Origin of the sequence: Arcicella rosea (genome assembly GCF_040543805.1) — a bacterium.
In the GTDB taxonomy this organism is placed as follows: domain Bacteria; phylum Bacteroidota; class Bacteroidia; order Cytophagales; family Spirosomataceae; genus Arcicella; species Arcicella rosea.
On the sequence record NZ_JBEUMS010000007.1, the window covers coordinates 69,020 to 92,016 of the forward strand.

The 22,997-nt window shown below is 34.6% G+C and carries 18 protein-coding genes; 10 read left to right on the forward strand and 8 right to left on the reverse strand.

What is annotated here, in order from left to right; all coding sequences use genetic code 11:
* The first annotated feature begins 136 nt into the window (after nucleotides 1-136).
* The 7 genes from leuC to ABID42_RS10665 all read left to right on the forward strand — a co-directional run bounded on the left by leuC (nucleotide 137) and on the right by ABID42_RS10665 (nucleotide 8,595).
* The gene (leuC, locus tag ABID42_RS10635; protein ID WP_367283651.1) at nucleotides 137-1,534 is read left to right on the forward strand and encodes a 3-isopropylmalate dehydratase large subunit; all 1,398 of its coding nucleotides are present in this window, start codon (nucleotides 137-139) and stop codon (nucleotides 1,532-1,534) included.
* A gap of 153 nt (nucleotides 1,535-1,687) precedes the next feature.
* The gene (locus ABID42_RS10640) at nucleotides 1,688-2,029 is read left to right on the forward strand and encodes a four helix bundle protein (RefSeq protein WP_367283652.1); all 342 of its coding nucleotides are present in this window, start codon (nucleotides 1,688-1,690) and stop codon (nucleotides 2,027-2,029) included.
* A gap of 73 nt (nucleotides 2,030-2,102) precedes the next feature.
* Nucleotides 2,103-2,699, forward strand: coding sequence for a 3-isopropylmalate dehydratase small subunit (leuD, locus tag ABID42_RS10645; RefSeq protein WP_367283653.1), 597 nt, complete (start codon nucleotides 2,103-2,105; stop codon nucleotides 2,697-2,699).
* Nucleotides 2,700-2,908: 209 nt separating this feature from the next.
* Complete coding sequence (locus ABID42_RS10650; protein WP_367283654.1) at nucleotides 2,909-4,402, forward strand: hydroxymethylglutaryl-CoA lyase-like TIM-barrel protein; 1,494 nt, start codon at nucleotides 2,909-2,911, stop codon at nucleotides 4,400-4,402.
* A gap of 305 nt (nucleotides 4,403-4,707) precedes the next feature.
* Complete coding sequence (gene leuB, locus ABID42_RS10655) at nucleotides 4,708-5,769, forward strand: 3-isopropylmalate dehydrogenase (RefSeq protein ID WP_367283655.1); 1,062 nt, start codon at nucleotides 4,708-4,710, stop codon at nucleotides 5,767-5,769.
* Between the two features lie 174 nt (nucleotides 5,770-5,943).
* Nucleotides 5,944-7,365, forward strand: a complete 1,422-nt coding sequence (locus ABID42_RS10660) for a DUF1800 domain-containing protein (RefSeq protein WP_367283656.1) — start codon at nucleotides 5,944-5,946, stop codon at nucleotides 7,363-7,365.
* A gap of 27 nt (nucleotides 7,366-7,392) precedes the next feature.
* The gene (locus ABID42_RS10665; RefSeq protein ID WP_367283824.1) at nucleotides 7,393-8,595 is read left to right on the forward strand and encodes a DUF1501 domain-containing protein; all 1,203 of its coding nucleotides are present in this window, start codon (nucleotides 7,393-7,395) and stop codon (nucleotides 8,593-8,595) included.
* 37 nt (nucleotides 8,596-8,632) lie between these two features.
* On the opposite strand, the gene ABID42_RS10670 is transcribed toward ABID42_RS10665, so the two are convergent.
* Nucleotides 8,633-9,067, reverse strand: a complete 435-nt coding sequence (locus ABID42_RS10670) for a KTSC domain-containing protein (protein WP_184137374.1) — start codon at nucleotides 9,065-9,067, stop codon at nucleotides 8,633-8,635.
* A gap of 299 nt (nucleotides 9,068-9,366) precedes the next feature.
* On the opposite strand from ABID42_RS10670, the gene ABID42_RS10675 reads away from it, so the two are divergent.
* A complete protein-coding gene (locus ABID42_RS10675) occupies nucleotides 9,367-9,975 on the forward strand; it encodes a porin family protein (RefSeq protein ID WP_367283657.1) in 609 nt (202 codons plus the stop codon).
* A 71-nt stretch (nucleotides 9,976-10,046) separates the two neighbouring features.
* On the opposite strand, the gene ABID42_RS10680 is transcribed toward ABID42_RS10675, so the two are convergent.
* The 3 genes from ABID42_RS10680 to dnaK form a co-directional block, all read right to left on the reverse strand.
* Nucleotides 10,047-10,769 (reverse strand): DUF3667 domain-containing protein, encoded by a 723-nt coding sequence (locus ABID42_RS10680; RefSeq protein ID WP_367283658.1) that lies wholly within the window; start codon nucleotides 10,767-10,769, stop codon nucleotides 10,047-10,049.
* A 140-nt stretch (nucleotides 10,770-10,909) separates the two neighbouring features.
* On the reverse strand, nucleotides 10,910-11,716 hold the full coding sequence (locus ABID42_RS10685) for an RpnC/YadD family protein (RefSeq protein WP_367283659.1): 807 nt from the start codon (nucleotides 11,714-11,716) through the stop codon (nucleotides 10,910-10,912).
* 1,602 nt (nucleotides 11,717-13,318) lie between these two features.
* Nucleotides 13,319-15,226: a molecular chaperone DnaK gene (gene dnaK / locus ABID42_RS10690; RefSeq protein ID WP_367283660.1), complete on the reverse strand. Its 1,908-nt coding sequence runs from the start codon at nucleotides 15,224-15,226 to the stop codon at nucleotides 13,319-13,321.
* 289 nt (nucleotides 15,227-15,515) lie between these two features.
* Between dnaK and ABID42_RS10695 the strand changes: the two genes are divergently transcribed.
* Nucleotides 15,516-16,433 carry a D-2-hydroxyacid dehydrogenase gene (locus ABID42_RS10695; RefSeq protein ID WP_367283661.1) on the forward strand — a complete coding sequence of 306 codons (918 nt, stop codon included), beginning with the start codon at nucleotides 15,516-15,518 and terminating at the stop codon, nucleotides 16,431-16,433.
* A 65-nt stretch (nucleotides 16,434-16,498) separates the two neighbouring features.
* On the opposite strand, the gene ABID42_RS10700 is transcribed toward ABID42_RS10695, so the two are convergent.
* Entirely contained in the window at nucleotides 16,499-17,404 is a 906-nt protein-coding gene (locus tag ABID42_RS10700) for a universal stress protein (RefSeq protein WP_367283662.1), read from the reverse strand.
* Between the two features lie 89 nt (nucleotides 17,405-17,493).
* Nucleotides 17,494-18,420 (reverse strand): universal stress protein, encoded by a 927-nt coding sequence (locus ABID42_RS10705; protein ID WP_323258887.1) that lies wholly within the window; start codon nucleotides 18,418-18,420, stop codon nucleotides 17,494-17,496.
* A 367-nt stretch (nucleotides 18,421-18,787) separates the two neighbouring features.
* Between ABID42_RS10705 and ABID42_RS10710 the strand changes: the two genes are divergently transcribed.
* Nucleotides 18,788-20,083, forward strand: coding sequence for a DUF3300 domain-containing protein (locus tag ABID42_RS10710; protein WP_367283663.1), 1,296 nt, complete (start codon nucleotides 18,788-18,790; stop codon nucleotides 20,081-20,083).
* A gap of 49 nt (nucleotides 20,084-20,132) precedes the next feature.
* On the opposite strand, the gene ABID42_RS10715 is transcribed toward ABID42_RS10710, so the two are convergent.
* Both ABID42_RS10715 and ABID42_RS10720 read right to left on the reverse strand, forming a co-directional pair.
* Nucleotides 20,133-21,161 carry a sialidase family protein gene (locus tag ABID42_RS10715; protein ID WP_367283664.1) on the reverse strand — a complete coding sequence of 343 codons (1,029 nt, stop codon included), beginning with the start codon at nucleotides 21,159-21,161 and terminating at the stop codon, nucleotides 20,133-20,135.
* Nucleotides 21,162-21,497: 336 nt separating this feature from the next.
* Nucleotides 21,498-22,994: an alpha-L-fucosidase gene (locus ABID42_RS10720; RefSeq protein WP_367283665.1), complete on the reverse strand. Its 1,497-nt coding sequence runs from the start codon at nucleotides 22,992-22,994 to the stop codon at nucleotides 21,498-21,500.
* Nucleotides 22,995-22,997: the final 3 nt, after the last annotated feature.

Below are 22,997 nucleotides of genomic sequence, written 5' to 3' on the forward strand. Positions count from 1 at the left end.
AAGAATCTAAGATGCTTTTTTACGACCAATAATTAACATTGAACTAAAAACGGCATTTTTTGAACTTAATTCGTTAATACTTTATCTTCAATTCTTCTCAAATTTGTATCATAGAAATTTAATTATTAAAAACAATATGCAACCAACAACATTATTCGACAAAGTATGGGATGCCCACGTTGTTCGTAAAATCGAAGACGGCCCAGATGTATTCTTCATTGATCGTCATTTTATTCATGAAGTTACTAGTCCTGTTGCTTTCTTAGGCCTTGAAACAAGAGGTATCGGTGTTATGTATTCAAACCGTACTTTCGCTACTGCTGACCACAATACGCCAACGATTAACCAACATCTTCCAGTGGCGGATCCACTTTCGGCAAATCAGTTGAAAGCTTTGGAAACTAACTCTGCGAAATATGGTATTTCTCACTGGGGTTTGAATAATCCTAAAAATGGTATTGTACACGTAGTTGGTCCAGAAAATGGTATCACACTTCCGGGTATGACAATCGTTTGTGGTGACTCACATACTTCTACGCATGGTGCTTTTGGTGCAATTGCTTTCGGTATTGGTACTTCTGAAGTTGAAATGGTACTTTCTTCTCAGTGTATTATGCAACCTAAGCCAAAGAAAATGCGTGTAAACGTAAATGGTCCATTGGGCAAAGGTGTTACTCCGAAAGACGTTACTTTATATATAATTGCGAAATTAACTACAGCAGGTGCTACTGGTTATTTTGTAGAATATGCAGGTGATGTATTTGAAAATATGTCAATGGAAGGTCGTATGACGGTTTGTAACATGAGTATCGAAATGGGTGCTCGTGGTGGTATGATTGCTCCAGACCAAACTACTTTCAATTATCTTGAAGGTCGTGAACAAACACCAAAAGGCGAAGCTTGGGATAAAGCATTAGCTTATTGGAAAACATTGAAAACAGATGCAGATGCAGTATTCGATAAAGAATATACTTTTGATGCAGCTGATATTGAACCAATGATTACTTATGGTACAAATCCGGGTATGGGTATTGGTATCTCTAAAAATATTCCAACGGCTGAATCTGTAGAAGGCGGAAAAGCTACTTACGATAAATCATTAAACTACATGGGTTTTGGCGAGCAAGAAAGTATGCTTGGCAAGAAAGTAGATTATGTTTTCATCGGAAGTTGTACAAACGGACGTATCGAAGATTTCCGTGCTTTTGCTTCTATCGTAAAAGGACGCAAGAAAGCTGATAATGTTACTGCTTGGATTGTTCCAGGTTCGCACATTGTGGAGGCACAAATCCGTGAAGAAGGTATTTATGATATTCTTACGGAAGCAGGTTTCTTATTACGTCAGCCTGGTTGTTCAGCTTGTTTAGCGATGAATGATGATAAAATTCCTGCTGGTAAATATGCAGTAAGTACTTCAAACAGAAACTTTGAAGGACGTCAAGGACCGGGTTCTCGTACATTATTGGCAAGTCCATTAGTTGCTGCTGCTGCTGCGGTTACTGGGGTTGTTACAGATCCGAGAGAGTTGTTGTAGGATTTCGGTCGTCGGCTATCGGATTTCGGTTTTAATTTAAGTGTAAGTAACATAATAATAGATTTAAAATCAATTATTTTAGTATTACAAAAATTACTATCGAAACCTTCAATAAAAGCCAACGATTTATATCCTATGAGAGATTTTCGAAAATTGAGAGTTTGGGAACAAAGTCACCAATTGACCTTATTACTTTATTCCCAAACAAAAACATTTCCTAATGAAGAGAAATATGGACTTATTTCTCAAATCAGAAGAGCCGTCGCATCTATCCCAACTAATATTGCAGAGGGATGTGGTAAGATAGGAGATAAAGATTTTGCAAGGTATTTGAATATTTCATTTGGTTCTGCTTCAGAACTTGAATATTTAATGATTTTGTCAAAAGACTTAGATTATCTTTCAAGCGATATGTTTTTAACAATCTCAACAGAAATTATTGCTATCAAAAAACAATTATATCATTTGATTATAAAATTAAACGCTGGAAGCTAAAGCCATTTCGTATTAAGGTAAAATATTTTAAAAAGCCGAAGTCCGAAATCCGAAAGCTGAAAGCTCTAACACAATGGCATACGATAAATTCACGATATTACAATCAACGGCTGTACCAATGCCAATTGAGAACGTTGATACAGACCAAATTATCCCTGCACGTTTCTTAAAAGCTACTAAACGTGAAGGCTTTGGTGATAACTTATTCCGTGACTGGCGTTATAATACTGACGGTTCACCAAAACAAGATTTCGTATTAAACAACCCAACTTATACAGGAAAAATCCTTGTAGGTGGACATAATTTCGGAAGTGGTTCAAGCCGTGAACACGCTGCTTGGGCGATTTACGATTATGGTTTCCGCTGTGTAGTATCTAGCTTCTTTGCTGATATTTTCAAAGGAAATGCTATTAATGTGGGTATTCTTCCAGTACAAGTAAGCCCTGCATTTTTGGATAAAATCTTCTTGGCAATCGAAGCAAATCCTGCAGCTGAAGTAGAAGTAGATTTACCAGCACAAACAATTACTATTGTTGCAACTGGAGAACAAGAAAGCTTTGCAATCAATGGTTATAAGAAAAACAACCTATTAAATGGCTTTGATGATATTGATTATCTTCAAGCGATGAAAGAAGAAATAGGAGGTTTTGCTAGTAAAAGTATTTATTAAGAGCTTTAAGCTGTAAGCTATAAGCATTGAGCTATGAGCTATGAGCTTTGAGTTCTGAGTTATATGCGTTGAGTATAAACTTCAAGTGAAAATCTTGTAGTTTAAAACTCAAAGCTCGTAGCTCAAGGCTCATAACTCAAGGCTCAAGGCTCAAAGCTTATAGCTCATAGCTTGCCGCTTACAGCAAAGATATGCGACATATAGAAATAATGGATACGACACTCCGTGATGGTGAACAAACCAGTGGAGTGTCTTTTTCGGCTACTGAGAAATTAGCAATCGCTCAATTATTATTAAAAGAAGTAAAAGTTGATCGTTTGGAAGTAGCTTCTGCAAGAGTATCCGACGGTGAATTTCAGGCAGTTAAAAAAATTACTGCTTGGGCAAGCGAAAACGGATTGATTGATAAAATCGAAGTATTAACATTTGTTGATGGAGAAACTTCGGTGAATTGGATGATTGAAGCGGGTGCAAAAGTGATGAATCTCCTTACAAAAGGGTCAATGAATCATTTAACGCATCAACTTAAGAAAACGGCTGAACAACATTTTTCAGAAATCGCTGAAGTAATTGCGCTGGCTCGTTCTAAAGATATTCAATGTAATGTTTATTTAGAAGACTGGAGTAATGGTATGCGTAATTCGCCAGATTATGTATTTCAGTTTTTGGATTTCTTGAGTACGCAACCTATTAAGCGAGTATTGTTGCCTGATACTTTGGGCGTGTTAACTCCTCGTGAATGTTACGACTTTTTGTCTCAAATCGTGCAACGTTATCCAAATCAACATTTTGATTTTCATGCGCATAACGATTATGATTTAAGTATTGCTAACGTGATGGAAGGTGTACGTGCTGGCGTTCATGGTCTTCATTTAACAGTAAATGGTATGGGCGAAAGAGCAGGAAATGCACCTTTGGCAAGTACGATTGCTGTCTTGAAAGACTTTATGCCAGAAGTAGAAACCTCTGTTGTTGAAGCTTCGCTTTACTCTGTAAGTAAACTGGTTGAAACATTTTCTGGTTTTAGAATTCCAGCGAATAAACCTGTAGTTGGTGAAAACGTATTTACGCAAACCGCAGGAATCCATGCTGATGGAGATAATAAAAACAATTTATATTTTAACGATTTGATGCCAGAACGTTTTGGCAGAGAACGTAAATATGCTTTGGGTAAAACTTCGGGCAAAGCTAATATTGAGAAGAATCTTCAAAAATTAGGGATTAAATTATCGCAAGCGGATTTGAAGCGAGTAACCCAAAGAATTATTGAATTGGGCGACCGTAAAGAAGTCGTTACTCAGGAAGATTTACCATATATTATCTCTGATGTAATTGATACCAATATCGTTGAAGAGAAAGTAGAAGTAATCAATTATGTGTTGACGCATTCTAAAAATCTTCGTCCTTCGGCTACCATCAGGGTGAAAATTGAAGGACATATTTTTGAAGAAAATGCTCAAGGCGACGGTCAGTACGATGCTTTTATGAATGCTTTGAAAAAAGTATATCTTAAAAAAGAAGTATTGCTTCCGATGTTGACTGATTATGCTGTAAGGATTCCACCAGGAGGAAATACTGATGCCCTTTGTGAAACCATCATTACTTGGGAACACAAAGGAAATGAGTTTAAAACCAGAGGACTAGATTCAGATCAAACGGTTTCAGCAATTAAAGCAACACAAAAAATGCTAAACCTGATTTAGTGAGTTGTGAATTAGTGAATTAGTGAGTTTTTAAAATTAGTGATTTAGTGAATTGTGATTTAGTGATTACTCACTGAGTTATCTGATTTACAAAAAAACTAAAGTCTTAAAAGTCAAAAAAAATCAAGTCTTGATTCTTTTATTTTGAGTCTTAAAGTCCAGAATCCTCAAGTCTTGAATCTTGCTTCTTGTATCTTGAATCTATCTTAAAATCTAATAACAAAAAATCCTTGAGTCATAAAGTCCAGAATCCTAAAGTCTTGAATCTTGTGTCTTCTGTCTCAAAGTCTAAATAAAAAAAATAAATGAAATTAAATATTGCAGTTTTATCTGGTGACGGAATTGGACCAGAAGTAATTGAACAAGCATTAAAAGTTATTAATGCAATTGGTAAAAAATATAACCACGAAATCAACCTTACACACGCTTTAACAGGTGCTGTAGCAATTGATGCTACTGGAAATCCATATCCAGACGAAACACATGAAGTTTGTATGCAAGCTGATGCAGTATTGTTCGGCGCAATTGGTCACCCACGTTTTGATAATGACCCTTCAGCAAAAGTTCGTCCAGAACAAGGTTTATTAGCAATGCGTAAGAAATTGGGATTGTATGCCAATATTCGTCCTACTTTAGTATTCCCTTCATTATTACACAAATCTCCATTAAGAAGAGAATTAATCGAAAATGCAGACTTCGTTTGTATTCGTGAATTAACTGGCGGTATTTACTTCGGTGATAAAGGAAGAAACGAAACTCGTGACAAAGCTTGGGACGTATGCGAATATACAAAACCAGAAGTTGATAGAATCGTTCGTTTGGCTTATGAATATGCAATGAAGCGTCGTAAAAAAGTATGTATCGTTGACAAAGCGAACGTATTAGAAACTTCAAGACTTTGGAGAGAAGTAGCGCAAGGAATTGAAAAAGAATATCCAGAAGTAGAAACTGAATACTTATTCGTAGATGCAGCTGCCATGCGTATTATCCAATGGCCAGAAGGTTTTGATGTAATGGTTACTGAAAATATGTTCGGTGATATTTTAACAGACGAAGCTTCAGTAATTTCTGGTTCTATGGGCTTAATGCCTTCAGCTTCTATTGGTTTACATACTTCAGTATTTGAACCAATCCACGGAAGTTACCCACAAGCGGCTGGTAAAAACATTGCTAACCCACTTGGAACAGTACTTTCAGCAGCCATGATGTTTGAATATGCTTTCAAATTGATGGACGAAGCTAACGAAATTAAAGACATCGTTAATAAATCTTTAGCAGAAGGCGTTGTTACAGTTGATATTGCTGATGGCGGAAAAGCATTCTCTACTTCAGAAGTAGGTGACTGGTTGGCTGCACAGATTGCATAAAAATATTTTGCATAATTTATTGAAACAGAATCCGCTTTGAAAGAGCGGATTTTTGTTTTTAGAGGTTTTCTTACAAGAATATAAATTAAATAATATTGATTGTAATTTTAATAATTAAACCTTTTCGCACGTTCTATACTCTAAGAGTCATTAAATTTTAAACTCGACAAAATTATGGCTAAGGAAAAACTCATCCAACATCTTCTATGGCGAGCGGGCTTTAGCGAAAAGCCTGAAATCATTAACCAGTATAGCCGACAGTCAATCAAGAAAAATGTTAAGCAATTATTAAAAGACTCAGAGAAGTTTGAGCCGATTGATATTGTCGATAAAACGGATATTTATTCGGAGCTACAAGCGATGAGAAAAGATACTCTTCTGACGACAGAAGAGCGTAGAAAGCAATTGAATAAAATGATTAAAGAGGAGGAAGGTGCACTCAATATTGCTTGGATTGATAAAATGGTTCAGTCGAAAGCTGTTTTGCGTGAAAAAATGGCCCTTTTCTGGCATGGACATTTTGCTTGTAGAACTCGCAATCCTCTTTTTGCACAACATTACTTAAATACCATTCGTCAATACTCTTTGGGGAAATTTGGGGATTTATTGATGGCAGTTTCTAAAGAACCAGCCATGTTACAGTTCTTGAATAATCAGCAAAATAAAAAACGCAGTCCAAACGAAAACTTTGCTCGTGAAGTAATGGAATTATTTACGTTAGGACGTGGGAATTATACTGAACATGATGTAAAAGAAGCCGCAAGAGCTTTTACAGGTTGGGAATTTGATAGACGAGAAAATGGCTTCTTTTTTAATACTCGTCAACATGATTTTGAAACAAAGGAATTTCTTGGAAAAACGGGAAAATTTGATGGCGAAGACATCATTAAAATGATTTTAGCCCAAAAGGAAACCGCCAATTTTGTCGTTACTAAAATCTATAAAAACTTCGTCAACGAACAAATCGACGTTAAAATTATTCAGGAATTATCTGAGCATTTCTACAAAAGCAATTATGATATTGCTGATTTGATGGAGACAATTTTTACGAGTTCTTGGTTTTATGATACCAAAAATATTGGTTCACATATTAAATCTCCTGTTGAATTATTGGTCAGTTTACAAAGAAGTACTGGCTCTTATTTTGTGGAAAAACAATCTTTGTTATTTATTCAAAGAGTATTAGGGCAAGTAATTCTTTATCCGCCAAATGTGGCAGGTTGGGCTGGCGGAAAAAATTGGATTGATAGTTCAAGTTTACTTTTTAGGATGCAATTGCCTTATTTAGCTTTTAATAATACAATTGTTAGAACGGTAGCCAAATCCGATGGCGATGTCAATACGGATTTTCAAACCAAAAAAGGAAAGAAAAATACGCTTGAAACAAGCATGAATTGGGAAGTATTTTCAAAACAATTTACCCAAGAAAATCGTCAAGAATTGCTTGATGAATTAGAAGCATGTTTTCTGCAAGTATCTATTAGCCAAGATTTAAAGAAAGGATTTATTACCAAAACGGAAAAGGAAAGTCAGCCAGAAGCTATCAAAAAAATGGTTTTAGCTTTAATGACGCTCCCTGAATATCAATTGTGTTAAATATTTATCCAATTAACTCAAAATATGATGGTTAATCGTAGAGAATTTATCAAACGTTCGGCATTGGCAACCGCTGATGGCTTAATGATTCCGAATTTCTTAAAAGCCTTTGAACAGCAACATTTAGACATAAATAGTGTTTCTGATAAAATATTAGTCATTATTCAATTATCTGGTGGAAATGACGGACTCAATACTGTAATTCCTTTTAGAAATGATATTTATTATCGTGAACGTCCGACAATTGCTATCAACAGAGATAAAGTACTGAATTTGAATGATGAAATTGGCTTGAATCCAGCATTAGAAAAATTACGTTCTTGGTATGATAATGGCTTTATGCGTATCATCAATAACGTTGGTTATCCTAATCCAGATCGTTCTCATTTTCGTTCAATGGATATTTGGCAGACGGCTTCCAATGCCGACCAATATTTACAAACAGGTTGGTTAGGGCGATATTTGGATGCTAATTGTTCTGGAAATTGCGCTTCTTACAAAGCTTTAGAAATTGACGATACTTTGAGTTTAGCCATGAAAGGAGAGAAGCTAAAAGCACTTTCGGTATTAGAACCCGAAAAATTATATCGACAAGTTCATGGAGATTTTATTGCTAAAATAGCGAAATCTCAGCCAGCAGAGCATTCTGATAATGTTAGTTATCTCTATAAAACCTTGGCGGAAACAGCTTCTTCGGCAGAATATTTACATACAAAATCAAAGGTTTATCAATCAAAAGCGAGTTTTCCAAATGGTGAATTAGGACAAAGACTAAAAACCATTTCAGAATTAATACTTTCGGGAATGCCTACCAATGTGTATTATGTGAGTATTTCTGGTTTTGATACGCATGTAAATCAAGTTGGTCAGCAGGAACGTCTGTTACGTAATTATGCTGAAACAATGGATGTGTTTTTGAATGAACTGAAACAAAACAATAAGCTGGATGATGTTTTGCTGATGACTTTCTCTGAATTTGGAAGAAGAGTAAAACAAAATGCTAGCGGAGGAACTGATCACGGAACAGCCAATAATGTGTTCTTGATGGGAGGAAAATTAAAAACAGATAAAGTACTGAATGAAGCCCCTAATTTGACGGATTTGGATGAAGGAGATTTAAAATACTCTGTAGATTTCCGTAAAATTTACGCTACACTCTTGCGAAATTGGTTAGGAGTAAATGACGAACTAGTACTTGGTAAGCGTTTTGATAGCTTAAATTTTGTCTGAAAATATTATTTGGGGAGTTTTAAACTCCCCAAATAAATTATTTACTTACATTTCTATACGTAAACGAATGATAAATATGTCTTTTTGCAAATCTTGGTAATGAAGGAGCATTTACCAATTTTACATAAGTATTTTTAGGCACACCAAAGTACTCATACACCACATTGTCTTGAAAAATGATTTTCAACGTTTCATCTTTGTAATCAAAATCTTCGATGATAGACGTTGAAGTAATACGAGTATATTCCTCCAAATTAGCCGCTTGCGTTTCTGGAGCAATCGCCACCAAAAGATTATAAGCTTCGATGATTACTTTACTTTTAATAGCCGCCTGAGCTTGTAGCTCTTCATTGTCTTGAATTTTATCAGGATGCCATTCTTTGATTAAATTTCTATATGTTTTTTTTAATTCGGAAAGCTCAGTTGTTTTTGTTGCACCAAATAATGTTCTATAAGAATTGATTTTTTTCATGAATTTGTCAAAATGTGAATAACCGCATTAAACACCTGTTAATACTTTGCAAAATATTATTCTGTTACAAAATTAAGGATTAATATTCAATCTGTTGCTTTACTTGCCTATCAATCTGCGAGATAATCGAAAAATGAACTAGTCGTAACAGATAAAATGAACATACACTTTGGGGAATTTTGAGGAAAAAGTTCGAAATTCTATGTCTTTTACTCAACAAAAAACAAGTTTTAAAGAATGGAATGATATTTTGAGATTACTTATCGTAATCAATTATCATAAAATTATTCTTTAAAATTATGAACAAGAAATCAGGTTTATTCATCGTAGCTATTTTATTAGTTGCTAGCTTATCAAAAGCTCAAAATTTATCTTTCGGTCCTTCGGCTGGTGTAAATTTCTCTAATTTATCTTCCAACTCAAATACTTCTACTAAAACGGGTTTAGCCACAGGAGTATTTTTTAATTACAGTAGCAAGAATTGGTTTGGTGTAGGCGTACAAGTACTGTACAGCGAATTAGGAGCAAAGGTGAAAAGTACTTCAAACTCCATTAATCTAAACTATGTACAAGTACCTGTTTTGTTTACTTATTATTTCAATGGAAACAATGAAGTAGGCTCTTTCCGTCCAAAATTATTTGTAGGTCCTCATGTTGACTTTTTGTTGAATGCGAAAGACAAAGATGGTAATGATTTGAATCCTAACGGACAGTTTTATTCAAGTACTGATTTGGGCGTAACCGTAGGAGGTGGCTTTAATTATGCTTTAGCTGATAAAATTTGGTTGAACGTAGATGCTCGTTATGGCTTAGGTTTAACAGACGCTACTAAATCAACGACTAGTAATAGTATGAACAGAAATATTGGAATCAATGTAGGAGTAAGCTTCCCGATTGGAAGTATTTAATTTATAGTGATATAATACAAAATCCCATTTTACTTTTGATTGAGTAAAATGGGATTTTTTGTTTTCTGTAATTATGATTTTTTAGCCATTAAATCCATAGCCACGCCTATTATTATGGCTATGATTTCGAATGTACCAAAGCCTAATAAATAGGCAAAAAGTGCTTTGAAGTAATTTTTAAAGCCTCCACCAAAAAACTGTCCAATAGCCCAAGCAGCATATAATAAAATAGCTGTGTAAAAGACTGTATCAAAAATAGTATTACTTATAAATTTGGCAATAATAGGATGCAACGAAAACCATAACATACCTTCGCCCATGATAAAACATAGCAATACGCCAATTTCATAAATATTATAAGAATACTTTTTGAAAAAAATCTTTGTCCAGAGGGCTATAAAAATTAACATCAAAATATTGGCATATCCGTAATTGTTCTGTACCCAAAGCATTATATTATTTACTCCAGAAGCACCATACTGTTTTTTCAGTTGTTCTTCACTGAGTACATCAACTTCTAAATAGCTCGTAATCAAACTATAAACTACCGAGCAAAGAATCAAAAAAGTGACAGGCTTGGTACAAGCATTTCTATCAGTATTCAAAAAATGGTGAATCATTTTACCGGGACGAAGGAACAATTCACGAACAGTAAACAACAAACCTCGTTCATAGCCAATCAGGTTTAGAAACTCCTCTACAGCATATTTTTTATCGACTCTTTCTAATAAAATTTCTTGTTCATTGTTGGTATTATTAGCTTGATTAGCATGGTGTAAATGTTCATTCTTCATATTAACCTAGTGTTTTTTAGTTTGTGCGATTTACTTATCTATTTGATTTACTCAAAAATAGAGAAAAATAGGCAATAAAAAATCTCCCATCTTGCCATATTGGTTTGGTAAAATGGGAGATTGTATTTTATTTGTAAAAATTACTTTTCAGAATTGAGTTTTTGTTGAATGTTCTTTACAAAGTCTAAAGTGACTTTTGCCATTTTTGCAATTTTGTCTACTGATAGACCACTTTCTCGTAAAAGATTCTCAACTATTTCCTTTTTGGTATTGATGACAAGATAATCGTTTTCTGCATCAATATATTTGGCTATGTTCTGTATCATGTCGTCAAATTTTAGGTCTAATTTACGAAGTTTAGATAACACTCGCAATTGTCGTAAATACTTTTGAAAAGTTCTTTGTTCTGAAGTGGTTTCTTCAAGTCTATGAATTATTTCGTTTAAAGCATTTTCAGGTTTTTCTTCACCAAAATTACTTAAAACAGCTAAAATTATTTCTTCTGGATTATTTGAAACTAAAAAGCGTTTATAGTCAAATTCAGTAATATTAATCATTTTAAATTCAAAATAATTCCCATCTTCTGACAAAATAGATTGCATTTTAGGTTTGCCACTTCCAATAAAAATCACATATTGTCTTACAGGTAAATGATATTTATATTTGAGCAAACCCCAATAATCAATCATTCTATAAATCATTTTTGCATAATCATCTACTTGAAATTCAAGATGTAATATAAACCTCTGACCATTAGGGTCAGTTACAATCCTTAACGCATCTGCTTCTTTTTCTTTTGTTTGTTGAAGCTTTTCTTTTATCACTTCTGCTTTACTAACCTTAAAACCCAAAACACTATTCATCAAAGCAGGTATGATGCTCTCAATATTCTCCTTTACGATTTTATCGTACTGATTACCTTCTTGTTTTGTAGAATTCTTTTCCATATTCAAAACTAACAATATTTCAATAAATCGCAATAAAAATTTCCCATTCTACCTTATGGAAAAGGTAAAATGGGAGATTGGTGATTTTTAATAAATTAGCCGTTTACCAAATGCTGTTTTAGGCTAATTAATCTTCAAAACCATTTACATTTTCCTCAGAAGGCTTTATATTTTACACAATCAAAAAATATTTTTCCGCAGCGCTATTTTACTTTTCCGCAATTCAAAAATAATCTTCCGCAAAGCCATTTAAATTTTCCTCAGAAGGCTTTGCATTTTACACAATCCAAAAATATTTTTCCGCAGAGCTATTTTACTTTTCCTCAGAAGCTCGTTCAAGACTGTGTCTTGGACGTTTGTTTAGTTCAGTTTCAAACTGATGAATTAAAGTTTAGCAGGAGTGATGCTTTACTTGACTCTTGAGCTAGTTGGGGATTCTTTCTTTAATTAAGGTTAAAACCCTCCTAAAAGTAAAATCAAAATCCTGAAGGGATGTCAGGATTATAGAATAAGAAAAATGCAAAAACAAAAACCCTGAAAGGGTGATACAAGGCTAACCCATTATATCACCCTTTCAGGGTTTTTGGAATAATATTATGCTCTGAGCTATAATTCTGTCATCCCTTTGGGATTGGATTCTTTCTTTAATTAAGATTGGGTTAAAACCCAATCCTATTTCCCAGAACAAGCAAAAAGACTCCAAAGGATTAATGTTTTATCAATTGAAACCCTCCTAAAAGTAAAATCAAAATCCCGAAGGGATGTCAGGATTATAGATAAGGAAAATACAAAAGCAAAAAACATGAAGAGGTGATACAATATAGTTCGTATCAAACTGAATTAAAGTTTAGCATAAGTGACACTTTGCTTTATACTTACAATAGATAGAGATTAACTATAATCCTACAAGATTTTTAGTTTTTTCAATTATCTTTTCTATCCATGTTTTTTGGTGCTTATTCAACATTGCTTTAAATAGCTTTACATCATATTCGGAAATTCTATTTTGAATCCTATATAAATCTATTTGTTCATTTGTTAAATTATCATCCGTTAGTATGATTTGTAAAATTATGTCCTCAAAAATGTTTTGGTCGAAAGTTTCAGCTCGTGAAATAGTCCAAAGTAAATCGATATTGGGATTATCCTTATATAAATGTTTATATTGCTCCAATGCACTTTGAGTTACCTTGTATCCATTCTGTTGTTTTTGAAATAAACTCCAAAGTTGAGCAATTGCTTGCTTTTTGAATTTTTCATTTCTAAAATATGATAATACAGAAAAGATTCCAGTAATAAGTGCAATTATTAGTCTTAAGTCGAATGTTCCAGTTTTTGCATAGTTTTTTATTGTCTTCTTTAATATTCATGAAAGTGAATATTTATAGATAATTCCACGTTTAGTTTAAAATCTATTTAGCTACCTTTTTATATAACTGAAATAATAAAGACTATTTCTTAGATAGATTTCCGAAAAAAAAAGTGCTACAAAATCTCCTTCCAAAAAATTGAAAGAATTCCTAAAAGGAGATTTTATAACACTTTATATCTAAAAATCAGTCGGTGACTGATGGCTCATCGCTCAAGGCTCAAAGCTATTTCTTATTTCACTTCCTCAAAAGGAACATCTTCTGCTTGTGAAGAAGAACCTGAATCAGCAGTTTGTTGTCCTGCATCTCCAGTTGGTTGAGCGCCTTCTGGGCTACCTTGTGCATACATTTCTTGCGAAGCTGCTGCCCAAGCGTTGTTCAATTTTTCAAGTGCTGAGTCAATTGAAGCTGCATCACGAGAAGCGTGTGCTGTTCTTAATTCTTCTAAAGCACCTTCAATCGCTGATTTGTTACCTGCTGATAATTTCTCACCGTACTCTTTCAATTGTTTTTCTGTTTGGAAAATCAATGAATCAGCTTGGTTAATCTTTTCGATTTTTTCACGTTCAGCTTTATCTTCTGCTTCGTTAGCTTTCGCTTCTTGACGCATTTTTTCGATTTCAGCATCTGTCAAACCGCTTGAAGCTTCGATACGGATATTGCTTTCTTTTCCTGTTCCTTTATCTTTTGCAGATACGTGAAGGATACCGTTAGCATCAATATCAAAAGTAACTTCTACTTGAGGAACGCCACGTGGTGCTGGTGGAATACCGTCTAAGTGGAAACGTCCTAATGAACGGTTTTGAGTTGCTAATGGACGCTCACCTTGCAATACGTTCAATTCTACCGAAGGTTGGTTGTCTGAAGCAGTCGAGAATGTTTCAGATTTCTTCGTAGGAATTGTAGTGTTAGCTTCGATTAATTTAGTGAAAACGCCACCCATTGTTTCGATACCTAACGATAAAGGAATAACGTCTAATAATAATACGTCTTTCACTTCACCAGTTAAAACACCACCTTGAACAGCCGCACCAATTGCTACTGCTTCGTCAGGGTTAACACCTTTTGAAGGTTTTCTTCCGAAGAATTTCTCTACTTCTTCTACTACTCTTGGAATACGAGTTGAACCACCTACCAAGATTACTTCGTCAATATCTGAATTTGTAAAGCCCGAATTTTTCATCGCACGTTTACAAGGCTCAAGCATTCTTTGAATCAATGAATCTGCCAATTGCTCAAATTTAGCACGAGATAAAGTACGTACTAAGTGTTTAGGCATACCGTCCACAGGGAAGATATATGGCAAGTTGATTTCTGTAGAAGCACTTGACGATAATTCTACTTTTGCTTTTTCAGCAGCTTCTTTCAAACGTTGAAGAGCCATTGCATCTTTACGCAAATCAACACCTTCGTCGTTTTTAAATTCGTTTGCTAACCATTCGATGATTACTTGGTCGAAGTCGTCACCACCTAAGTGAGTATCACCGTCAGTAGATTTTACTTCAAATACGCCATCACCCAATTCTAACACTGAAATATCGAAAGTACCACCACCTAAGTCGAATACAGCGATTTTCATATCTTTACCGCCTTTGTCAAGACCGTAAGCTAAAGCTGCCGCAGTAGGTTCGTTGATGATACGTTTTACTTCTAAACCTGCAATTTGTCCAGCTTCTTTCGTAGCCTGACGTTCTGCATCATTAAAATATGCTGGAACAGTAATAACGGCTTCAGTAACAGTCTGTCCAAGATAATCTTCGGCAGTTTGTTTCATTTTCGTTAAAATCTGAGCCGAAATTTCTTGAGGCGTATAAAGACGGTCGCCGATGCGAACACGTGGAGTATCGTTTGAACCTTGCTCAACAGTATAAGCAATTGTTTTTAGTTCGCTTCCTACTTCTGTATAACGTTTACCCATGAAACGTTTGATAGAAGAAACTGTGTTTTTAGGATTAGTGATAGCCTGGCGTTTGGCAGCGTCACCTACTTTACGTTCACCGTTACCATTATCTAAGAATGCAACGATTGAAGGTGTAGTACGACGACCTTCTGAGTTAGCGATTACGACTGGCTCGTTACCTTCCATTACAGCTACGCAAGAGTTGGTTGTTCCTAAGTCAATACCGATAATTTTTCCCATTTTTAATTTTAATTAAGTATATGAATAAGATTTTTAATTTTACAATAAAGAGGCTTACAAGAATGTTTACCTATTTTTGTTCTTCTGTTTAAGCATTGATTCTTTAAAATCATTGCATCAACAGATAGAGATTTCCTTACTTTCAACAATCTTAATGCCAGTAGTTTTTTTAGCGATTTTTTGTGCCATAATGGCAGAGCTGCTTTTTTTATTGTCATACTAGCAGATAATATTTTTTAAAACTGACAAAATACCATTTAAAACAGCAATAATATTTAAGAGATTAAGCATGAAAATATACATCCATACCAAATTTGAAGCTAGCGAAGTTTTGGTCATTAAAGAACAATTAGCTTGGAAATACGAATTACTAATCGGAGAAGAAATTTTGCCAGAAAATAGAGAAGAACAATTTCTAAGTGCAGACATTTGTTTGGGAAATGTGCCTTTGGCTTGGGCTCAAAAAACTAGTAAATTACAATGGCTTCAATTGCATTCTGCTGGACTTGACCCTTACCAACAATTAGAAAATTATACTTTTAAAATCACGAATTTGAAAGGATTTTTCGGACAATCTGTAGCAGAAACAGCTGTGGCTGGGATTTTAGCAATGTATCGTGGTGTAGCATATTTATCCAAGCTTCAAACTGAAGCTAAATGGATTGGTACTCCTTTGCGCTCAAGTTTACATTTATTGAATAATGCCAAAGTACTGGTTTTGGGTGCTGGGGCTATCGGACAAAAAGTAAAGGATTTATTAGTCGGTTTTAATTGCGAAACCACCGTGTTGGATTCTAAAACAGTGGTGAATTTGGATGAGTACTTACCTACAACCGATATTTTGGTTGCTACTTTGCCAGAAACGCCAGAAACAATTGGTTTGCTGAACAAAACCAGATTACAAATGTTAAAACCGTCTGCCCTTTTTGTGAATGTTGGAAGAGGTTCGGCAGTGGATGAAGAAGCTTTGATTGAAATACTGAAAAATAACCAAATTTACGGAGCAGTTTTAGATGTAACAGCAAAAGAACCGATTCCAGTTGAACATCCACTTTGGCAAATGCCTAATGTTTTGCTAACACAACATACTTCTGGAGGCTGGGCTGAGGAAAATTTGGATAAGATTAAGTTTTTTACAGAAAACCTTGAAAGATTTGAGAAAGAAGAAGCTTTGATAAATATTGCAAATTTAGCACGTGGGTATTAATGAGAAATTAACAAGAGTCATCCCGAATTTAAAATCACAAAATTCGGGATGACTCTTGTTTTTATTTACTGTTTATCATGATTCTCATTGACCAATACTTTCTCTGTTACTAAAGTACTTTCTTGTGGTCTTATCGACAAAATAGGAATTTTAGCATGATTTAGTACTTGTTGAGCGAAAGGGCCAACAAAATAATCTTCGATGGAGTAATTGAAATCTGCTGTAATAATCATTAAATCGACTTCTAATTCATCCGATTTCTTCAGTGCCGTGTAAGCAAGTGAATCCGTATAAGAAAAAATAGAATAACCTTTGATGTTGTCTTCTATCAATTTTTCATTCAAAGTCTTCAATTCTTGGTCTAAATAATTTGTTTTTTTCGCACTGTCGTTATCCAATAAAGCCAGAATGACGAGTTCGGATTGATGTTTCGCAATAATTTTTTTAGCGAATTCATACTTGTGTAAAGCATTCGGAATTGTACGCACTGGGAAAAGTACTTTTTCAAAATTTCTCCATTTTTTACCAGTCGGAATTGTGAGTACTGGGCAAGATGATTTTTTACTTACCTCAAAGGCATTCGTTCCCATAAAAAATGATTTGAAACCAGAAATGCCATGCGTGCCCATCACTATCATATCAGCCGAAATTTGTTCAGCGATGTGGATGATTTCTCTGACTACTTCTCCAACAACACAATGGAAATAAACAGTTAATTGCTCTTTTTCTGCAATTGAGTCAGCCAATTTTGCCAATTTCCTTTTTTCTCGTTGAATAATACTTTCTCGACTTAAATCCAGCTCTAATCCATTTTCACTGATACTCAAATAAGTATCAGGGTCGATGATATGCAATAAATGAAGTGTTGATTGATAATTGTGACTCAAATTGACAACATAATCCAGCGCATTTAATGATGTTTTACTGTAGTCAATAGGAACTAAAATGTTGTTGATACTAAGATTTTCCATGACTTTAGAAATTTAAGGTGGTATTAATCACTCTGAGGATAATTTGATAATTAAATTATAACTAATTAATGGTTCTTGTGCATATTTTATTATATAATTCCAAGCATTGATGCAGGATAATGATTATCATGACTATCAACTGAACTAATATCGGTATTTTTTGAAGATTTCGAACGAATTGACAAAACGGGTACTCTTGCATAATGTAGGATTTGCTTTGCAAATGGTCCTATTACATAATCTTGAATCTGACGGTCGATTGTGGCAGTGATAATCAGTAAATCAGCCATGAAATCACTTGTTTTTTCAAGTACTTTTTCTGCTACAGAATTACAGTAATAATAGTAGGTCTGTGCTTCCATTTTATCTTCTTTGAGTTTTTTATTAAGTTGTGCCGTTTCTGAATTGAGCATTTCAAAGCTTTTTTTATCGGCATTATCTAATAAACCTATCACCACTAATTCGGCATTGTTTTCACGAACAATATTTCTGGCTAAATCATATTTTTCTAAAGCGCCTTCTACAGGACGAATTGGGTAAACCACTGTTTTGAAAGCTTCAAATTTTTGATGAGACGGGATGGTAAGTACTGGACAAAAAGCATTTTTCAGTACATTAAATGTATTTGAGCCAATCAAAAATTCACTAATACCTGATAAACCATGTTTTCCCATAATGATTAAATCTGCATAAAAATCAACAGCTGCTCTTACTATTTCTGAATGCACCAAGCCAGTTCTGATAAATGCTCTGCAATCAATAAATTCTTCGTGGGTTATTTTATCCGCTAATTTTCTAAGATTGGTATGATGAGTATCGAGGTGATCTTGCAAATTAGCATCATTAATCATCTTACCATCATCAATATCTAACAATGGATTAATATTGACAATGTGCAACAAAATTAATTGTGCTTGCTGACCTTTAGCTACTTCAATAGCGGTGTGAAGAGCATTCATAGAAGAATCGCTAAAGTCAATCGGAACAAGTATTTTCTGAACTGCTAATGTATCCATAATTGTATGAGTTTTAGGTTGGAAAATAATTAAACGATGAGGTAAAAACCGTTTTGACAATGCAAATTTGAAACTCGCAACTTAATGACAGCTTAATCTAAGATTAGAATTTGCTTAGAAAATAATTTTATTACAATTTCAAAATAAAGCAGATAGAATGTCCGTTTTTTATTTGATTAACCACTTAATAAGCATTAATTCATACTCTTTCATCTTTGAAAAAACGTTTCCTTTTAACATCAAAATTTTTCTAAAATCCTTCTGAATACATAGCATTATATGCAAAAGTATTATTTACAAGATGGTAGGATTGAAGAAAATAGCATTGCAGTATTCGATTTAAAACAACGTTTAATAAAGAAAGAGTATGAAAACTAACATGATTTTTGGTGGCATAGCCACTAGAAGAATCGCACAATTGCGTTGGATTCTTCCTACTTCATTATTAATGGCAATTATATTATCCATTAATATCAATGCTTTTAGCCAGACCAATCAACTTGAAACTGATAAAGGAATGCAAAATTCTGTAGCATCCTATGATTCAGATGTGCGTCAGGCAATTTTATTGGCTAGTCAGTACCCTCAAACGCTTTCTCAATTACAGCAAGAGAAAAATCAAACACAAGCTTCTTTTCAAGGACTCATCAGTGATTTCAGTCAGAAAAAGCAAGGCTGGTTTTATGAGCTTACTCGTTTTCCTGAATTAGCGCATACTTTAGCTACTTTGCCTTCTGGACAAAGCAGAGATGACATCAAAAAACTATTACCTAATAATGACGAAAACCTAGAAACTGCCGCTTGGCGTTTGTATCGTCATCATAAAGAGGATTTAATTGAAGCTGATAAATTAAATCTTCAAGCCCAAGAAAGTTTCAATAAAGCGATTCAAAATTTGGATAATCCAACCCAAGATGCTTTCAAAAAACTGTCTCAATATCCAGATGTATTGGCTTTATTGACAGATAATCTTGATTTGACGACTAAATTAGGGCAACAATATCTAGCTGACAAAGAAGGTTTGACAAGCCAATTGGCAAGTTTGCACGATAGTTTGATGATACAAAATCAAGCGCAAATGGCAGCTTATAAAAAAGAATTGGAAAACAATCCTCAAGCAAAGCAAGAGTTGAATCAAGCTGCGAAAGATTTTGCAAGAAGTAACGGCTATATTTTACCAAACGGACAAGTAGTTTATAATGGTAATTATGGCTATGCTAATCCATATTCTTATTGGTTTGGTTATCCATATTGGTATGGTTCAGCACTTTGGTATCCGGGTGCTTATTGGGGAAGTTTCGGTTTGTCTTATGGTTTTGGCGGGTTTGGGTTTAGTGCTTTTCCTGCCTATGGTTTTTCTAATTGGTTTTATAATGGAGGATATTACATGAACTATCCATATTTATATAACCATTTTGGAAATTATTATCGTAACGTAATCGTTCGCCAGCCACGATATGTGAATAATGGGATGGTTGCTGGCTCACGTAATTATTATGATGCTTATAGAAGCAATGGGAATTATAACCGTGGTAATCAAAACTACCGACAAAGTAATAATTCTTACAATAGTTTTCAGAACAGAAGCTATAGCGGAGGAAATAGAAGTAGTTTTGGAGGTGGTGGTGGAAGAAGTTTTAGTGGCGGTGGACGTCGTCGCTAAAAACAAAAAAGGTGTTGCTGAATTCGGCAACACCTTTTTTGTTGAAACACTATTGATTGATTTTTAAAACGATATGTTTAATGTTTTTTCGATTAGCCGTATAAGTAATATGTACCAATCCGTCTGTACTTTGAATAATGGCTGGATAACTAAACTCGCCTTCTTTTTCATCTTCTAAAGTATAAACATCTTGCCAATCTGTACCATTTTTTGAAATAGCTACATTTAATTTATAGCGACCATTAAACCAATCTGCTCCTTTTTTGAGTGGATTATACACTAATACTTGTAAACCATTTTTAAGAGTAGTCGCATCTGTTCCAGAATTGGGATTGGGCAAATTTGTAAGCGTTAATGGAGACCAAGTATTTCCATTGTCGCTCGACCAAGTTTGTACAATTGCATTTTGTCTTGAACGACAAAGTAACTGTAATTTATTACCTGAATACTGTAAAATACTGGGCTGAATTACACCAAAAGTATCGCAAGCAATGTTGATTTTTTGGAAGGTCTTAGCATTTTTATCTGATTTCTCAAGATGAATATTCCATAGTTTTTCGTCCAAACTTTCAGTACTCGAAGGATATAAAATTTCTCCGTTGGCTAACTGAAAAGGTTTGTTTTTGATAGGGCCCAATATTCCGTCAGGTAATTTTTCTGCTTTAGTCCAATGTTTGCCATTGTCGTCAGAAGTCATTTTCATTCCCCACCATTCTCTTGGATTTTTGCCTACTTTATAAAAAAGTAAAAGTTTACCTGCTTTGGTTTTGAACAAAACTGGATTCCAACAAGGATATCTCAGCGTATCGTTGATTACTCCGTCGGCTATTTGTTTGGCTTCGCTCCATTTGCCTTTTTCGTTGGTAGCAATCCAAATTCCAACATCTGGGCTACTTTCATACTTACCGCCAAACCATGAAGCCATGAATGTATTTTTAGATAATTCAACAATCGTGGAAGCATGGCAAGCAGGAGTAGGAGGAACAGCAAAGATATATTCAGCCTTCACCAATGTAGCTTTCGGTTGCGAAAACACACTGAACGAAAAACACAGGAAAAGTAATGTGATTGATTTCATTTAATTGTGAGTGAGTGAATGAGTAATTTTTTATCTGACTCCTGGACAATTTTATAAAAGACACAGAGGAACACTGAGAATACACAGAGTTTCACGGAGAAACATTGTAACAAAATCCTCTGTGAAACTCACTAAAAGCTCTGCTAAACTCTGTGTAATAAACTTATACACGAAACATTATTTTTAAAACCTAAAATCAATCGTAAAAAAACGACTGATTGTTTAAAAACCAGTCGTTTGCTATTTTTCAGGAAGCTAAAAGCTTTGAGCAATGAGTCGTGAGCAATTCTTATTGACAATTAAAAAGCTCAAGGCTCATTGCTGATAGCTCACAGCTTAATAAACCGCCACATTAGAAATCACAGGACAAGCCTTTGCATCTTTGATGTTGATTCTTACTTTGCTGGTTTCAACGCCATCTAATTTCAAGATTCTCTTATAGCCAATCGTTGTCGCAGAGGCAACTTCTTGCCAAGCGTTATTTTTCCAAACTTCTACGTTAAAGCTTTTTACTCTTTGTCCGAGTTTGATGTATTCTTGCAAGAGTACATATTTTACAGCTTTATTTCCTCCTAAATTAATTTCTAAACTACCAGATTTATGTTCGTCGTCGGTTGTCCAGTAGGTTTCTTTATTGCCATCAACCACGTTTTTTGCTGAAAACAGAGGAGCATTTCCACGTACTGCACTTGCTTTTACAGAAGCTTTCAAGGCTAAATTAGTTTGAAATTCTTTGTCTAATAAAGCTTTAAAACCTTTCAAGGCTTTTACATCATTTTCATGGAAAAGTCCACGGCGGTCTGGTGGAATGTTCAACAATAAATTTGAACCTCTACCCACTGAAGAAAGATAAATTTCAAATAATCTTTCAGCAGATTTTACTTTGTCGTCTTCTTTAGCATGATAAAACCAACCCGGACGAATAGAAACATCAATTTCACTCGGAATCCAAGTTGTACCGTTTTCTGAACCTGTGTTCAACAATTGTTCAATGCCAGCTTTTCCTGCGTACAAAGTATCAGGCGTAATATTATTCCAATTGGTTTCGCCTGCAATACCTTTCTCGTTGCCGCACCAACGTATTTCTGGTCCAGCATCGCTAAAAAAGATAACATCAGGCTGCATTTTTCTAACCATCGGAATGGTATTTTGCCAATCGTAATAGGTTTTTCCGTCGATTTTGCGTGCTTCTCTTGCTCCGCCATAATAGCCAGTTCCACCGTTTGCACCATCAAACCATAATTCAAAAACAGGTTTGTAAGTACTGAATAATTCCTGCAATTGATTTCTATAATAAGTAATGTATTCTGGTTTACCATAATCAGCATGGTTTCTATCCCACGGAGATAAGTAAACGCCAAATTTTACGCCGAATTTCTTACAAGCCTCTGCCGTTTCTTTTACTACATCGCCTTTTCCACCTTTGTAAGGACTGTTTTTGATAGAATGCTCTGTGAATTTACTTGGCCAAAGCGTAAAACCATCGTGGTGTTTACAAGTAAGAATCGCTCCTTTAAAGCCTGTTTCTTTCAAAGTACTTATCCATTGGTTTGCATCCAAAGCCGTTGGATTAAATATCGCTGGACTTTCGTCTCCATTTCCCCATTCCAAATCTGTAAAAGTGTTGGTTGTAAAATGGATAAAGGCATTGGTTTCCATTTCCTGATAGGCCAATTGGTCTTTTGTAGGAATTGGATACACTGGTTTTGGAGCTGAAACCGTTTTTTTACTTGTTTTCTTTACGATTGGCTCTCTTAACTTTGGAAAAGTGGAAGCGTGGTTTTGCTGAGAAAATAGTAAAAAAGGAATTGATAAAATCAGAGCATTTTTCATGAT